The following is a 15001-nucleotide window of genomic DNA, read 5'->3' as shown; positions in this document are numbered from 1 at the left end:
CCGGAGCGGGCGGGTACGGGAGGCGGGCGGGGGAGCCGCGTGCCGGAGTCGATGACAGGAAAGGCGGCGGGGCGGGTACGTAGGTTCCCATGACACCTGAGCGTCCTGAGCCGGTCGTGCCCACGGCCACCTACCGCCTGCAGCTCCAGCCCGCGTTCCCGTTCGGCGAGGCGGCACTCGCCGTGCCCTATCTGGCCTCGCTCGGCGTCTCGCATCTGCATCTGTCACCGTTCCTGGAGTCCGTCCCGGGGTCGACGCACGGCTACGACGTGGTGGATCACGCGCGCGTGCGCGGTGAACTCGGGGGCGAGGAGGGGCTGCGGGCACTGGCGAGCACCGCGCGGGAGCACGGCCTCGGCCTTGTCGCCGACATCGTGCCGAACCACATGGCGATGTCCCCGCGCCACAACCGCCCTCTGTGGGAGGTGCTCCGGGAGGGCCCCGGGTCACCGTACGCGCGGTGGTTCGACATCGACTGGGAGGCGCAGGGCGGCCGGCTGCTGCTGCCGGTGCTGGGGCAGCCGCTGGGCGCGGAGTGGGACCGGCTGAAGGTCGAGCGGTGGCAGGACGCGCACCTGGGGTACGACGGTCACGTCCTGCGCTACTACGACCATGTCCTGCCCGTGCGCGAGGGCACCGAGGAACTGCCGCTGCCGGAGCTCGTCGACGCCCAGTGGTACCGCCCGGCATGGTGGCGGCTGGCGCGGACCGAGCTCAACTACCGGCGTTTCTTCAGCATCTCGGAGCTGATCGGGGTGCGGGTGGAGGATCCCGAGGTGTTCGCGGCGACGCACGGGAAGCTGCTGGAGCTGCTCGAGGACGGGGTGCTGGACGGACTGCGGGTCGATCATCCGGACGGTCTGGCGGACCCGGGCGGGTATCTGCGCCGGCTGCACGAGGCGAGCGGGGGCCGCTGGACGGTGGTCGAGAAGATCCTCGCGGACGGCGAGCATCTCCCGGCGGGCTGGCCGGTCGCGGGCACCACCGGCTACGACGCCCTGCGGCACATGGACGGCCTGTTCACGGACCCGGCGGGCGCGGGTGAACTCCTCGGCCAGTACCGGCGGTTCGCGGCCCCTCAGGCCGACCGGGGCGGGCACTGGGAGGCGACGGTACGGCGGGCCGCGTACAAGGTGGTGACGCATGAGCTGGCCACCGAACTGGACCGGCTGACCCGCGTGGCGAACCGTCTCTGCGCCGCCTCCCCCGACCCCGCGCTGCGCGACCGGGCTCCCTGGGCCCTGCGTACGGCGCTGTGCGAGCTGCTGGTCCGGCTGGAGGTCTACCGCCCGTACACCCCGGGGGACACGGCCGCCGTGGTCACCGAGGAGGCCGCCGCCGAGGCCCGGCAGGCCTTCGTCGTGCCGGAGGAGAGCGAGGCCGTGGACGTCGTACGGGACCTGCTGCTCGGGCGGCACGGGGAGGGGCCGGAGCAGCGGGAGTTCCGGGAGCGGTTCGCACAGACGTCGTCGGCGTTGCGGGCCAAGTCCGTGGAGGACACGGCGTTCTACCGCTACGTTCCGCTGCTGTCGGCGACCGAGGTGGGCGGCAGTCCGGGCAGCCCCGCGGTGTCCCCGGCGGACTTCCACGCCTACTGCGCGCGCGTGCAGCGCGACTGGCCGTCGACGGGGACGGTGCTGTCGACGCACGACACGAAGCGCAGCGCCGACGTACGCGCGGCCCTGGCCGTGCTCACCGAGTGCCCGCAGCGCTGGGCCGACGTCCTGGCGGAGGTCACACGCACCGGTGAAGGCGTGCCCGACGCCCAGCTGGCGTGGGCGGCCTGGCAGACGGCCTTCGGCCTGGGCCCGGCGGACGCGGAGCGCCTCCAGGGCGCCCTGCTGAAGCACGTCCGGGAGGCGGGCCTGCACACCGCCTGGACGGAGCAGGAGCCCGCGTACGAGGAGGCGGTGGCGGCGTTCGTGGCGGCGGGCCCGGGCGGGGCGCCCGGCGAGCACGTGACCGCGCTGCGGGACGAACTGGAGCCGTACGTCCGGGCGAACGTCCTGGGCGCGGCCCTGGTCCATCTGACGATGCCGGGCGTACCGGACCTCTATCAGGGCACGGAGAGCGAGTACCGGGCGCTGGTCGACCCGGACAACCGTCGCCCGGTCCGCTTCCCTTCCGAGGCGCCCGGCGAGAAGGACGAGCTGACGGCGACCGCGCTGCGGCTGCGTGCCCGGCGCCCGGCGGTGTTCGGCGACACGGCGACATACACGCCGCTCGTCGCCGAGGGCCCGGCGGCGGCGCACTGTCTGGCGTACGCGCGCTCCGGGGAGGTCGTCACGGCGGTCACCCGGCTGTCCCTGCGGCTGGCGGACGCGGGCGGCTGGCACGACACGCGGCTGCCGCTGCCGCCGGGCCGGTGGGCCGATCTGCTGGCTCCGGAGCGGGAGTTCACCGGGCACGCGCGCGTGGAGGAGCTTTTCACGCGGCTGCCGGTGGCACTGCTGGAACGGGTTGGAGAGGAGTGACGGCAGAAGTGAGGGCAGGGGTGACGGCGAGGGCGCGAACAAAACTCTGCACGCCCCTGTATGCGCCCGGGCGCTGGGCTCGCGGCGGCGTGCGCGCCCGGCGCTCGGGCGTGACGACCGGCGCGTGGTGGTGAGCCGCGTCGCCTTCTTCGCGCCCCGACGGATAGCCCGCGTACGGGCCCTGAAGGGCGGTGTGCGACCCGTCCCGCGCAGCCGAGGGCTCTGCTGACCGTTCCTCCGACCGGGACCGCCCCGACCGTCGGCGGTGGAGTGCTCCTTGGCGCCCCCTGGAGCCGCCCCCACTACCTTCTTGACAGTTCCTGGACGCCATGGGGTACTGCGGATTGCGACGCAGGGTGGACCAGACGGGGGTGAGTCTCCTGCCGGAGCTGCGCTACCCCAGTGTGAACGAACTCGTCTCGTCCGCCCGGGCGCTGGCGGCTCATCGGCCGGGCCTGTGCGCCTTCAGACAGGTCGGTGCCTCCCGCGCGGGACGGCCTCTGCACCTGCTGTCCGTGGGCCACGCGCGACGCGCCGTGCTCGTCGTCGCGGGCGCCCACGCCAACGAACCCACGGGCGGCTCCACGCTCCTGGCTCTCGCGCAACGAGCCGTGCACGACCGCGAGTTGCGTACCGATACCTCCTGGCACTTCCTGCTGTGCGCGGACCCGGACGGGGCCAGCCTGCACGTCACACCGGCGCCGAGCAGCCTGCTCGACTACCACCACGGCTTCTACCGGCCCGCCGGGCCCGAGCAGCCGGAGTGGTCGCCCTCCGTGCTGCCGCCCGACCGGCTCCCACCGGAGACCCGCGCCCTGACCCGGGTCATCGACGAGGTGCGGCCCTACCTCCAGGTCACCCTGCACGGCACCGACGTGGGCGGCAGCTGGGTGCAGCTGACGAAGGACGTCCCCGGGCTCGCCGAGCCGTTCGCCAAGTCGGCGGCGGAGCTGCACATCCCGGTGGAGACGGGCGCCTCGGACGCGGCGGGCTGGCCCGCGTCGGGACCGGGCGTGCATGTGATGCCGGCGCCGGGCTCGGACGCCGCGTATCCGAGCATGCCGGACGACGCCCGGCACAGCACCTGGTACCACGCCCACCGGTACGGCGGGCTGACCGCGGTCGTCGAGGTGCCGATGTGGGCGAGCGACCTGGTGGACGATCCCGCCCCGCATCCCGCGCCGGCGGCGGCGATACGGCGACTGGCGGACCGGCTGCTGCGGGACGGGCAGGAGGTCGAACAGGTCCTCGCCGACGCGCTGCCCCGGCTGGCGGGCGCCGAGGGGCCGCTGCTGCGGGCCGCCCAGTGGGCGCTGGAGCTGGTGCCCGGGCTGGCCGCCGACTGGACGCACACCCCGCCCGCCGACACGACGATGGCGTACGTCGGCAGTGTCGACGCCTTCGGCCGCCGGCTGCCCCTACGGGCCGCCGCGATGCTGCTGCGGGTCCTGCTGGAGACCGACGATCGTGCGGCGCCGCGCCTCGAACACCTGGTCGCGACATGGAGTGAGGCCTTCATGGACCGTTTCCGCGCGCGCTGGGTGCCCCTGGAGCATCAGGTGGAGCACCAGGCCCGCACGGTGCTCGCGGCGGCGCGGCACGCGCGCGAGGGGGCCCCTCGGAGGGACTAGGCGAAGCCGTTCGCCTCGTCCCTCCGGGCCCCGTGCGCGCCTACAGCGCGAAGACCGCCCCGGTCCGCGCTCCCAGTTCGCACGCGTTGGAGAAGGTCTTGTCGTACTCCCGCGCTCGGCCGTTCCACTCGCCCCGCGCGTGCACGGTGACGGGTGAGTAGAGCATCGGGCAGAGGATTTTCCTCGGCGGGATGGAGCCGATGTCGCCGTCCGCCCGGGAGAGTTCCACGCAGGCCCGGGCCGCGTGCGCGTGCCCCGTGGGCGGGTCGCACAGCACCAGCGTGCGGCGGGTGTCCGCGGAGCCCGGCTCGCCCCTGGTGACGCTGACGTAGAGCCAGTTGTCCCGGACGTCGTGCTGGGAGACCGCCTGGGCGGGGGCGGAGCCGGCGACGAGGAGGCCGACGGCCAGCAGGGCACCGCGTACCGCTCGCGCGGTCCTGAGGGTCCTGACGACACGTACGGGCTTGGTCGTGTCGGCGGTTGCGATCGTGTGGGTCATTCCCTGTGCATCGGCAGCGCGGTCCCCGCACCGCAGTCCGACTCACCCGAACGGGAGCCCACGCGCGCGCGTGGCTGCCGGTTCGCGCGGTTCCTCACTCCGCCGAGAGCCTGAACGCCATGTGCCCGAAGCTGATCTGGTCACCGGCCCGGACGACGGCCGCGCCGATCACCCGGCGGCCGTTCACCGTCGTGCCGTTGGTCGAACCGAGATCGCGCAGCACCCACAGGCTGCCCTGGTGCCGGAGTTCGGCGTGGACGCGCGAGACGGTCTCGTGGGTGAGCCGCAGCCCGTTGGCGGGGTCGCGCCCTATGCGCAGCGGGTGGCCGTTGCCGGGGTGGGGCAGCAGCAGCTTGGGCAGCCGCTCGGCCTGCCAGGCCCTGCGCAGCCGTACGGTGAAACCGGAGACCGCTTCGACCGTCCCGAACACCAGTCGGGACACCCGGCTCTCGGTGGGCAGGTCGGCGGTGAGGACGGCCAGTTCGTCGGAGCGGCGGGCGACGAGCGCGAGCTCCATGCGCCGGATGAACGTGTCGTGCGAGAGCCGGCCCAGCGCGACCCCGTCCCGGAGTGCCTTCAGCGCCCGGTCGCGCTCCGCGTCGGAGAGGCGAGCCGGATACGTGTTGAACTCGAAGGACGACGTCACGTTCGTGATTGTCGGGCAGCACGCGCGGGGTGTCCAGAAAACGCGGAAACGGCGGCCGACGGGCCGACCTGACGACACCTCAGGCAAAGATGAAGATTCAAGCACGGAGCCTCGGTGTTTGGAGCACCATGGGACGGGCTACCTCCCGGTGGGCACAGTCACGCAGACGAAGGGGATCCGTCCGTGCACTTCGAGGTGTGGGCTCCGCAGGCCAGTCGTGTGACACTCCGGTGCGACGGCGCCACGCGCGCGTTGGAACGCGATCCGGAGCGTACGGGCTGGTGGTCCGGCGAGGCCGAGGCGGGCGACGGGTCCCGTTACGGCTTCGCCGTGGACGACGGCCCCGTACTGCCCGACCCGCGCTCGCGCCGCCAGCCGGACGGCCCGGACGGGCTGAGCGCCGTCGTCGACCACGGGCGTCATACCTGGCGCACCGACTGGGCGGGCCGCGCGCTGCCGGGCGCGGTCCTGTACGAGCTGCACGTCGGTACGTACACGCCCGAGGGCACGCTGGACGCGGCCGCCGAGCGGCTCGGCCATCTGGTGGAACTGGGCGTCACCCACGTCGAGTTGATGCCGCTGTGCCCGTTCCCGGGGCGGCACGGCTGGGGGTACGAGGGGGTGTCCCTGTGGGCCGTGCACGAGCCGTACGGCGGCCCCGAGGCCCTGAAACGCTTCGTCGACCAGGCGCACGCGCTCGGTCTCGGCGTCGTTCTGGACGTCGTGCACAACCACTTGGGGCCGTCCGGCAACTATCTGCCCGCGTTCGGCCCGTACTTCACGGACACCCATCAGACGCCCTGGGGCTCCGCCGTGAACCTGGACGCTCCCGGCTCGGACGAGGTGCGCGCCCATCTGCTCGGCAGCGCGCTGGCCTGGCTGCGCGACTACCGGATCGACGGTCTGCGGCTGGACGCGGTGCACGCGCTGCGGGACACGCGCGCGTGCCACTTCCTGGAGGAGCTGTCGACGGCCGTGGACGCCCTCGCCGCCGACCTGGGCCGCCCGCTGTCCCTGATCGCCGAGTCCGACCTCAACGACCCGCGGCTCGTCACCCCGCGCGCGGGCGGCGGTCTCGGGCTGCACGCGCAGTGGAGCGACGACTTCCACCACGCGCTGCACACGGCGCTGACAGGTGAGTCGCAGGGCTACTACGAGGACTTCGCGCGGGCCCCCTTCGCCGCGCTCGCCAAGACGCTCACGGACGGCTACTTCCACGACGGCACGTACTCGACCTTCCGGGGCCGTCTGCACGGCCGCCCGCTCGACCGCACCGGTGTCGCCGCGCACCGGCTGCTCGGCTATACGCAGACCCACGACCAGATCGGCAACCGCGCCCAGGGGGACCGCCTTTCGGCCTCCCTCTCCCCCGGGCTGCTGGCCTGCGGCGCCGCGCTGATGCTCACCGGGCCGTTCACGCCGATGCTGTTCATGGGCGAGGAGTGGGCCGCGGGCACCCCCTGGCAGTTCTTCACCGACCACACGGACGCGGAGCTCGCCGAGGCCGTACGGCGGGGCCGGCGACGTGAGTTCACCTCGCACGGCTGGGCCGAGGAGGACGTGCCGGACCCCCAGGACCCGGCGACGCGTGACCGCTCCTGCCTCGACTGGTCGGAGCCCGGACGCGAGCCCCACGCGCGCGTGCTGTCCTGGTACCGGGACCTGATCGCCCTGCGCCACAGCCAGCCCGACCTCACGGACCCGGATCTCTCGGACATCAAGGTCGCGTACGACGAGGAGGCCCGCTGGATCGGCTTCCGCCGGGGCGACGTACGGGTGGTGGCGAACCTCTCCACGAAGTCGGCGGCGATCCCGCTCGGCCCCCGCCGGGCGCGGGTGCTGGCCGCCTGGGAACCGGTCGAACTGCCGGGCGCGGACGGGCTGTTGCACGTCCCCGGGGAGTCCTGCGTGGTGCTGGAGCAAGGGTGAGGTGAGCCAAGGGGCCGACCGGACTACTCCTCGTCGCCGTCCTCCCGCAGCTCGGTCACCCGTTCCAGCAGGATCGCCTCCCACGCCCGCCGCAGTTGGACCCTGAGCAGCGGCAGGGCGCCGGCCTCGCGGCGCGCGAGGCTCCCGGCCAGCCGGAGGACCGTGTCGCAGCGGGCGAGCCACAGGCCGCGCAGGCAGGGGCGGGCCGCGTAGCCGGCGAGGGTGGCGGCCCGTACGGCCGCGGGCGAGCCGACCGCGAGGGCGAGGCCGGCGATGTCCTCGGCCGGATCGCCGACGACCGCGTCGGTCCAGTCGACGACGCCACGCACCCTGCCGTCCGCGCTCACCACGAGGTGGCCGCCCCCGAGGTCGTGGTGCACGAGGACCGGCGTACCGGCCTGTGCGGCCAATTGCGTGGTGGCGGACGGGGTCAGCTGCTGAAGGAGCGCGGGGTCGAACTCGTCGGCCGCGGCGAGACGTTCGACCGCCTGCGCGGCGGCTCGGCGCAGCGCCTCGAGGGAGCGTGGCCCGACCCTCGGCACGCCGAGCGTCTCGGCCTGGCGTACGGGCACCTCGCGCAGCCCCGTGAGCAGCGCGGCCAGGTCGGCCTCGCCGACGGCGGAGATGTCGTGCTCCTCGGCGGAGCCGCCGGGCGGCCTCGTGTCCAGCGTGTAGGCCAGCCCGTCGGCCCACTCGCCGTGCGCCACCGCGCCGGGGACCGCGACGCCGATGTGCGGGCGTACGAGGTCACGCAGGCGCAGTTCGCGGCGCAGTCGGGCGGAGGTTTCGCGGTCGGGGGCCAGGCGCAGTACGTGCCGGGAGCCCACCCACCAGGTGGACGGGTCGCCGGTGGGCCGGATGTCGGGTCCGGTGCCGGCCGTGCTCGTGCCGCCCGGGCCGGCGGTGCCGTCCGCGAGCAGGGAACGGACCAGTCGGCGGACCGTGTCCGCGGTGGGTGTCGGTGCCTGGGTCATCGTCGCGCCGCTGTCGTCCGGGGGGGGTGGGGGCGGAGGGGTCGGGCTGTTCGGTCAGTCCACTATGACCAGCTCGCGGGTCGTGTTGTTGAGGCGCCGGCCGCCGCCGTCGGTCACGGTGACGATGTCCTCGATGCGTACCCCGAAGCGCCCGGGCAGGTAGACGCCGGGTTCCACGGAGAAGCACATACCGGGGACGAGGGGCAGTTCCTCGCCCTCGATCATGTACGGCGGCTCGTGTGTGGTGACGCCGATGCCGTGGCCGGTGCGATGGATGAAGTACTCGCCGTACCCGGCCTCGGCGATGACCGTGCGGGCCGCGCGGTCGACGTCCTGGCACGCGGCGCCGGGCCGCACAGCGCGGAAACCGGCTTCCTGGGCCTCGCGCACGATGTCGTGGACCCTGCGCCGCTCGGCGTCCGGTTCGCCGACGTGGACCGTGCGGGAGGTGTCGGAGCCGTAGCCGTGCAGCAGCCCGCCGAAGTCGAGGACGATCATGTCGCCCCGCTCGATGACACGGTCGCCGGCCTCGTGGTGCGGATTTGCGCCGTTGGGGCCGGAGGCGACGATGGTGAAGTCGACCTGGGAGTGCCCGAACCGCCGCAGCAGATCGGCGAGGTCGCCCGCGATGTCACTCTCCCGGCGTCCGCCGAAGGGAACCTTCCGAATCTCCTCGTACGTTGCGTCGGCAGCCGCGCCCGCGGCTGCCAGGTGGGCCAGTTCTGCCGCGTCCTTCACCGCGCGCAGCATCGGCAGTCCCTCGGTGAGGGAGACGTACGAGGCGTCGGGCAGCGCCCTCTGGAGTGCCAGCAGGTGCAGTGCCCAGGCGTTGTCGCTGACCCCGAAGCGGCCTGCCGGCTCGAGGAGGGACGCGGTGGCCGCGTAGGGGTCCTTGCCGTCGGTCCAGTCGCGCAGGGTCAGGGCGGGCGCGCCCACGGCGTGTGCCGCGTCCGGGGCCTCCAGCGCGGGGACCACCAGCACGGGGTCCTGCCCGGCGGCCAGTACGAGCAGGGTGAGGCGCTCGGTGACCGCGGTGGGCGCGTAGCCGGTGAGCCACACGAGGTCCGGTCCCGGCGCCACCAGGAGCCCGGCGAGCCCCGCGTCCTCGGCCGCCCGGGCGGCGCGGCGCATCCGGGCCCGGTAGTCGTCGGCGGTGAAGGGCGCGGGGCTGCTGCCGGTCATCCGGGCCTCCGTGAAAGGGCGCGAGGGGCTACGGGCAGCATCCTGCCCGGATGCGCGGGGCGGCGCGAGCCGGTTGACGGCGGTAACCACCTTCCTCCCACCTTCCTCCCCTGCCCCCAGCCTCTCAACTAACGGTTGGGAGTTGAGCAACCATTAAATCTAATGCTTAGATCTATCCGAACCATTATTCGAAGAAGGGAAGGCCATGCTCGTACTCGCCCACATCAGCGATCTGCACCTCGACGGGACCGCACGCTCCACGGCCCGCGCCGAACGGGTGCGCGACCGGCTGTGGGAGCTGCCGGGACGCGTGGACGCCCTGCTGGTGACCGGGGACATCGCGGACCACGGCACGGAGGCCGAGTACGAGGAGGCCGCGCACATCCTCGGCCTGCGCACCGGCGACGCGCCCTTCCCGGTGCTCACCTGCCCGGGCAACCACGACAGCCGCGCGCCCTACCGCAAGGCGCTGCTCGGACTGCCCGCCGACGACGGACCGGTCAACAGCGCGCACGTCTTCGACGACGGCGCCGTCCTGATGTGCGACTCCAGCGTGCCGGGCAGCGACGCGGGCGCACTCGACGACCAGACGTACGACTGGATCGAGGGCACCCTCGACGAAGTGGACGACGGAGTCCCGGCGCTGCTCGCCTTCCACCATCCGCCGGTCGCCCTGCACCATCCCCTGCCGGACGCCTACCAGCTGGCCCACCCCGGCCGTCTGGCCGCCCTGATGGAACGCAGGCCCCGGATCGCCGGGCTGATCACCGGGCACGCCCACACACCGGCGGCCACGACCTTCGCCGGCCGCCCGCTGCTCGTCGGCCCAGGGGTGACATGGACGCTCCGGCTGCCCTGGGAGGGCGAACAGATCGCGGACCGGGACGCGCCGGTCGGCCTCGCCTTCCATGTACTGACCGACGAGGGACAGCTGACCAGCCACTTCCGGGTGGTCGTCTGAGGGGGGACTGTGAGACGGGGGTCGGTCAGGTCACGGGGTCGGTCAGGTCACGACGCCCGGGACGACGACCAACTGCTGGTAGCCGCCGCGGTGCCGAACCGTCAGGGTGATCTCCGCCCCGGGCCGGGCGTGGCCGACCGCCCGGGCGAGATCGGCCGCCGAGTCGATGCGGGTCCCGCCGAACGCGAGGAGTACGTCACCCCGGACGAGGCCCGCGGTGTAGCCAGGGCCGGGGACATGGACACCGACGAGCAGGGCTCCCGCCTTCACGGCGTCGACGGCCTCCAGACCGAGCGTCGCGGTCACGGCGGGCGGCGCGGAGGCCGGGCTCGCGCCGCCCGAGGGCGACTTGGCGGGGCCCGCCCCGGACGCGGAGCCGGACCGGGACCCGACACCGGCGCCGGGCTCGGCGGGCGTTCCGCCAAGCGCGTCCGACCCCTCCCCCGGCTGGCCGGTCCCCCCGCCCTGTCCGGCCTGACGCTGCAGCTCCGCGAGCTTGCTCAGGCCGATCACCGTGGCGCCGAGAGTGCCGAGTCCGACGCCCGCGAGAACCAGGACGGTCCCGATGAACAGGCCGAACAGCAGGGTCGTCAGCCGTCGTCCGCGTCGGCGCGCGGCATGCGGGCGCCGGGACGGGCGGGATGTGGTGCCGTCGGCCGGTTCCCGCCCGGGCATCGGCTTGGGACGCAGCGCAGTCTGTTCCATGGTTCGTTCGCCTCCGGCAGGTGCTCTACCCGGCGCACCGGCGTACGACGAGCCACGAACGAGTGAGACTGACAGGGCGTCGGACATGGGCACCTCATCGCATAGAGCGGAGAAGGTCCGTAAACCGCCGACGGGAGCGGATCATCCCGTTGTCAGTGGGGGCTGTTACGTTCTGCCGCATGACCGATCACGCCCTGCGGCTGCTGCGACAGAGCCGTTCCGCCGCCGAACTGGCCGCGTTCCCGTTCGAGTTCGACCTCGACCGCGCCGACCACGCGGAGGAGGTCCGCCTCGCCTCGGGCGGACCGCTGACGCCGGTGGCGGGTGACGGCACGGGCGGTACCTATTTCCTGTGCGCGGACGGGTCCGTGCTGTACGCCGACTCGGAGGGCTCGGCCGGGATCATCGCCTCCAGTGCCGACGAGGCGCTCGAGACGGTGATCGGCCTGCCCGGCTGGCACGACTACCTGGACCTGTCGCCCGCCGACGGCATGGAGAAGATCCTCGCGCGGATCGCGGAGACGGAGGAGGAGATCCGCGCGGACTACGACATCGACGCCGAACGCGCCGAACTCCGGGCCCAGTTGGGGCTGCCCGAGCGCTCCCCGGTGGAGCTGATAGGCATGCTGCACACGGCTCTTCTGCGCACCGAGCCCGACTTCCTGCTGCTCAACGCGGAGGAGGGCGGTGCGTACGAACGGCTCGACCGGCATCCCCGCCCGCCCCTGTGGGAGCCGGTACTCGCGCAAGGCCGGGCCGACCTGACCGCGCTGCGAGCCGGCGAGGGCCCTGCGGCGTGGGACGCGGTGGCCCGGGACCCGCTGCGCCGCCGACTCGCCCTGCGCGCGGCACAGTTCGACCGCGCGGCCGACGACCTGGGCCTGCTGCGGCATCTGGTGAGGTACGAGGCCCAGTCGTCGATGACGGACGAACTGCGCCTCGGAGCCGTCCTGGTGGGCCTGCACGGTCTGGCCGAGGACCTGCCGCTGCTGCACGAGGTCCGGGACACGGACTTCGATACGGTGTGCGGTCTGAGCGACCTGCCCGGGCCCGGTGACTCGGGCGCCGATCTGCGGCGGTGGGCGCTGGAGACGGACGCCTCGATGTTCGGCACGGACCCGTCGGACGAGCCGGTGTTCACCTGGACGGACCTCGCCCGCGACCAGGGAATGACGGAAGTGGCCCGGGTCGCCCTGATCCGACGGCTGGACGAGATCGAGTTGGGGCAGCACCTGCTCCGGCGGCCCGATGGGGCGGCGGACGCCCTGGACACCTCCCCGCTGCGTGCGCTCGGCCGGGGCTTCGAGGAACTGGGCGACACGTTCCAGGCGTTGCGCGCCCAGCGTCTGTTCGCGGCCCTTCAGGACACGGCCTGGGCCCGGGTTTCGGCCCGGCTGACGCAGGCCCGCCTCGAACGCGAACTGGGTCTGCTGCCGCAGGCCACCGCCACGCTGGCGACCCTGCGCGCCGTCCTCACCGACCCCCGGGACACCTCCCTGCGCCTGTGGCACGGGGTGAACCTCGGCCGTTTCATCGCCGAGGAGCACTACGCCCTGACCCGCGCGCTGGCCGACGCGGACCTCCCGGAGGAGACCCGCACCCTGCTGGCCGCCTCCGACGCGATACTCGGCGAGCTCTCGGGGAACGCCTCGATGGGCGTCCGGGAGCTCGCCGAGGACACGGCGGAGCGGGTGCGCGACCTCGGCTGACCGGCGACGCCCCACGCACCGCCGACCGGCCTCCGAGTGGGCGGGCGTGCGGGATCAGCCGAGCATCAGTGCCGAGCCGCGGTCCGGCAGGAAGCCGTGGGCCCTGCTTGCCAGGTGGTCGGACTTGTAGCGGGGGACCTGCTGGTGCCAGTTCAGAATGCCGGACAGCCAGTTCCGCAGCTCGGCCACATAACCGTCCATGGTCGCGCGTGCCTCGTCCGTGAGCTTGAAGTCCTCGTACAGGACCGGGAACTCGTGCGCGGCGACGTGCTCGAACTGCTGCATGCGCTGGGTCATCAGGTCGTGGATGATGCCGAGCGCGGTCGGGTAGTCGCAGCCGAAGAAGTTCTGGACGACGAGGATGCCGTTGTGGATCTCCCCCTCGTACTGGATCTCCTTCTGGTAGGAGAAGACGTCGTTGATGAGCATCGCGTAGTCGGCGGCGGCCTTCTCCAGCGACTGGACGGGGCCGCTGCGGTAGATCTCCGGCGGCACGGTCCGGCCGTGGCCGATGCGGCACAGGCTCATCGTGAGGTCCGAGCCGAAGGTGGCGCGGCGCATCTCCAGGTAGTCGATCGGGTCGGGGATGCGGTTCTGGGACTGGTTGAGCAGTTCCCACACCCAGCTCTCGGTCATCACGTCCACCGCCGCGCGGAACGTGCGCCGCTGGTCGGGGGTCATCGTGACCGTCGTGCGCCGCCACAGGTCGATGAGGCCGCGTTCCATGGCGTTGACCGGGACGGGGAAGGCGTCGCCCTCGATGGGCATGCAGGCGGAGAGACGCTCGGTGCACAGGCGGGCCGCGGCCAGATCGCGGCGGTGGCCGAAGACCAGGGGGTAGTAGTCGTCGCCGTAGGTGCCCCAGGCCAGCCAGGCGGAGCTGAGGTCGAGGGCGTCGGCCGTCGCGTCGGGGTGGATGCCGGCAGCGCACAGCGGCAGGTCGGCCGCGGCGAGCTTGTCCTCGTCCCAGACGCCCTCCTGGAGCATGCCCACACTGTGCATCCAGCTGGTGAGACGGCCGCGGGCGCCGTCCAGGTGCGGGCTGAGGTTGAGCCGGAACGGCATGTAGAAATCGGGCAGTTGTGAGGGGCCGACCTGCTGGTAGGGCACATGCGTGTAGGCGCGCATGCGTTCGGCGCCGGCCGAGGCCAGCAGCGCGCCGATGTTGGCGGCGGACGTACCGAACCCGCCCATCGCGAACGGCCGCGACTCCTCCAGGGCGCCTTCGTTCATGTACCGGCTGGAGCGCAGGTGCCACTCGTGGCCGCCCGACTGCCAGTCCTGCAGTCCGCGCGTGTACGCGGCGACCGCGCCGACCTGGTCCGGCGTGAGGCCCTTCTCCAGGGCCAGCCCGGGCACCTCGGTGAGCGCGGTGTGCTCGAACTGGTGGAGCCGCGAGGTGAGGATGTCGTTGACTGTCTCGGCGGCCTCCTGGGTGGTGCACCCGAAGAAGGTCTCCAGGACGAGCACACCGTTGCTGAGCTCGCCCTCGTCCTCGACCTCCCGCTGGTAGGAGAAGAGGTCGTTGCGCAGGTGGACCCCGTCCGAGAAGGTCTCCATCAGTACCCGCAGCGGCCTCGACTCCGCGACGGACGCGGGCACTTCGGCCGTCGCGTACTCGACGAGCCCCGCCGACCAGGGCGCGCCGCCCACCTTGCGGCGCATCTCGATGTACTCGACAGGGTTGGAGATACGTCCCTCGTTGATATTGGAAAGTTCCCACATCGACTCGTTCAACAGATGCTCGGTGGCGACGGAGAACCGCCTGCGCCAGTCCACCGACATCGCCGGAACCGTGCGCGCCCAGAGGTCGGCGAGGCCCGCCTCCACCGGGTTCTGCGGCTCCGGTACGGGCGTCGAGAGGTCGAGCGGCATGAAAAGGGGCAGCCGGTCCAGATAGGTCTTGCCGCCGTCGCGGTCCTGGCTGCGCTTGAACACCTCCAGGAAGTGGTCGTCGAAGAAGAACACCCACACGTACCAGTCGGTGATCAACGAGAGGGCGGACCCGTCGCAGTCGGGATGTGTGTACGCGCACAACAACCCGTAGTCGTGCGCGTCCAGATCGGACTGCTCCCAGACGCCTGAACCCTCCAGCATTCCCATCTCCCGTGCCCAGACGGTCGAATGGGCACGTGCCTCTTCCAGATGCGGGTTGAGCCGCGCGGGATACGGCATATAAAAGTGCGGGAGTACGAACGGCTGTGTCATGGGCGGGGCCCTACCCCTGCACCGGACTCACCATCCGCCCAGCCGCACATGATCACACCATCGCGTGAATCAGGACCGATTCC

At 72.7% G+C, this 15001-nt stretch carries 11 protein-coding genes; 5 read left to right on the top strand and 6 right to left on the bottom strand.

Translation table 11 applies throughout. The features are described from left to right. Nucleotides 1-89: 89 nt before the first annotated feature. Together treY and PV396_RS03805 are read left to right on the top strand one after the other, a co-directional pair. The gene (gene treY / locus PV396_RS03810) at nucleotides 90-2474 is read left to right on the top strand and encodes a malto-oligosyltrehalose synthase (protein ID WP_319200215.1); all 2385 of its coding nucleotides are present in this window, start codon (nucleotides 90-92) and stop codon (nucleotides 2472-2474) included. A gap of 371 nt (nucleotides 2475-2845) precedes the next feature. Further along, on the top strand, nucleotides 2846-4105 hold the full coding sequence (locus PV396_RS03805; RefSeq protein WP_319200213.1) for a M14 family zinc carboxypeptidase: 1260 nt from the start codon (nucleotides 2846-2848) through the stop codon (nucleotides 4103-4105). Between the two features lie 40 nt (nucleotides 4106-4145). On the opposite strand, the gene PV396_RS03800 is transcribed toward PV396_RS03805, so the two are convergent. Together PV396_RS03800 and PV396_RS03795 are read right to left on the bottom strand one after the other, a co-directional pair. Then, on the bottom strand, nucleotides 4146-4604 hold the full coding sequence (locus PV396_RS03800) for an SSI family serine proteinase inhibitor (RefSeq protein ID WP_319200211.1): 459 nt from the start codon (nucleotides 4602-4604) through the stop codon (nucleotides 4146-4148). Nucleotides 4605-4698: 94 nt separating this feature from the next. Further along, nucleotides 4699-5250 (bottom strand): DUF1707 and FHA domain-containing protein, encoded by a 552-nt coding sequence (locus PV396_RS03795; protein WP_319200209.1) that lies wholly within the window; start codon nucleotides 5248-5250, stop codon nucleotides 4699-4701. A 183-nt stretch (nucleotides 5251-5433) separates the two neighbouring features. On the opposite strand from PV396_RS03795, the gene treZ reads away from it, so the two are divergent. Beyond that, entirely contained in the window at nucleotides 5434-7179 is a 1746-nt protein-coding gene (gene treZ, locus PV396_RS03790; protein ID WP_319200207.1) for a malto-oligosyltrehalose trehalohydrolase, read from the top strand. A 23-nt stretch (nucleotides 7180-7202) separates the two neighbouring features. Here treZ and PV396_RS03785 read toward each other — a convergent pair whose 3' ends face one another. Then, complete coding sequence (locus PV396_RS03785; protein WP_319200205.1) at nucleotides 7203-8153, bottom strand: aminoglycoside phosphotransferase family protein; 951 nt, start codon at nucleotides 8151-8153, stop codon at nucleotides 7203-7205. A 54-nt stretch (nucleotides 8154-8207) separates the two neighbouring features. Beyond that, nucleotides 8208-9335 carry an aminopeptidase P family protein gene (locus tag PV396_RS03780; protein WP_319200203.1) on the bottom strand — a complete coding sequence of 376 codons (1128 nt, stop codon included), beginning with the start codon at nucleotides 9333-9335 and terminating at the stop codon, nucleotides 8208-8210. A 205-nt stretch (nucleotides 9336-9540) separates the two neighbouring features. Here PV396_RS03780 and PV396_RS03775 point away from each other — a divergent pair, with 205 nt between their 5' ends. Beyond that, the gene (locus PV396_RS03775; protein ID WP_319200201.1) at nucleotides 9541-10296 is read left to right on the top strand and encodes a phosphodiesterase; all 756 of its coding nucleotides are present in this window, start codon (nucleotides 9541-9543) and stop codon (nucleotides 10294-10296) included. Nucleotides 10297-10338: 42 nt separating this feature from the next. Here the strand turns inward: PV396_RS03775 and PV396_RS03770 are convergent, their stop codons facing one another. After that, on the bottom strand, nucleotides 10339-11001 hold the full coding sequence (locus tag PV396_RS03770; protein ID WP_319200199.1) for a PDZ domain-containing protein: 663 nt from the start codon (nucleotides 10999-11001) through the stop codon (nucleotides 10339-10341). A 179-nt stretch (nucleotides 11002-11180) separates the two neighbouring features. On the opposite strand from PV396_RS03770, the gene PV396_RS03765 reads away from it, so the two are divergent. Continuing rightward, nucleotides 11181-12710: a hypothetical protein gene (locus PV396_RS03765; RefSeq protein WP_319200197.1), complete on the top strand. Its 1530-nt coding sequence runs from the start codon at nucleotides 11181-11183 to the stop codon at nucleotides 12708-12710. Nucleotides 12711-12764: 54 nt separating this feature from the next. Here the strand turns inward: PV396_RS03765 and cyc2 are convergent, their stop codons facing one another. Then, nucleotides 12765-14918, bottom strand: a complete 2154-nt coding sequence (gene cyc2 / locus PV396_RS03760; protein WP_319200195.1) for a germacradienol/geosmin synthase Cyc2 — start codon at nucleotides 14916-14918, stop codon at nucleotides 12765-12767. Nucleotides 14919-15001 lie beyond the last annotated feature (83 nt).

Source organism: Streptomyces sp. ME02-8801-2C, assembly GCF_033793965.1.
Classification (GTDB): domain Bacteria; phylum Actinomycetota; class Actinomycetes; order Streptomycetales; family Streptomycetaceae; genus Streptomyces.
The sequence above is the reverse complement of the archived record's forward strand: the minus strand, read 5'-3'. Positions and strand labels throughout refer to the sequence as shown.

Coding starts and splice junctions, on each gene's coding strand:
- PV396_RS03765 (WP_319200197.1), top strand. CDS start 11,181: ATGACCGATCACGCCCTGCGGCTGCTGCGACAGAGCCGTTCCGCCGCC.
- PV396_RS03800 (WP_319200211.1), bottom strand. CDS start 4,604: ATGACCCACACGATCGCAACCGCCGACACGACCAAGCCCGTACGTGTC.
- PV396_RS03780 (WP_319200203.1), bottom strand. CDS start 9,335: ATGACCGGCAGCAGCCCCGCGCCCTTCACCGCCGACGACTACCGGGCC.
- PV396_RS03775 (WP_319200201.1), top strand. CDS start 9,541: ATGCTCGTACTCGCCCACATCAGCGATCTGCACCTCGACGGGACCGCA.
- cyc2 (WP_319200195.1), bottom strand. CDS start 14,918: ATGACACAGCCGTTCGTACTCCCGCACTTTTATATGCCGTATCCCGCG.
- treY (WP_319200215.1), top strand. CDS start 90: ATGACACCTGAGCGTCCTGAGCCGGTCGTGCCCACGGCCACCTACCGC.
- PV396_RS03785 (WP_319200205.1), bottom strand. CDS start 8,153: ATGACCCAGGCACCGACACCCACCGCGGACACGGTCCGCCGACTGGTC.
- PV396_RS03770 (WP_319200199.1), bottom strand. CDS start 11,001: ATGGAACAGACTGCGCTGCGTCCCAAGCCGATGCCCGGGCGGGAACCG.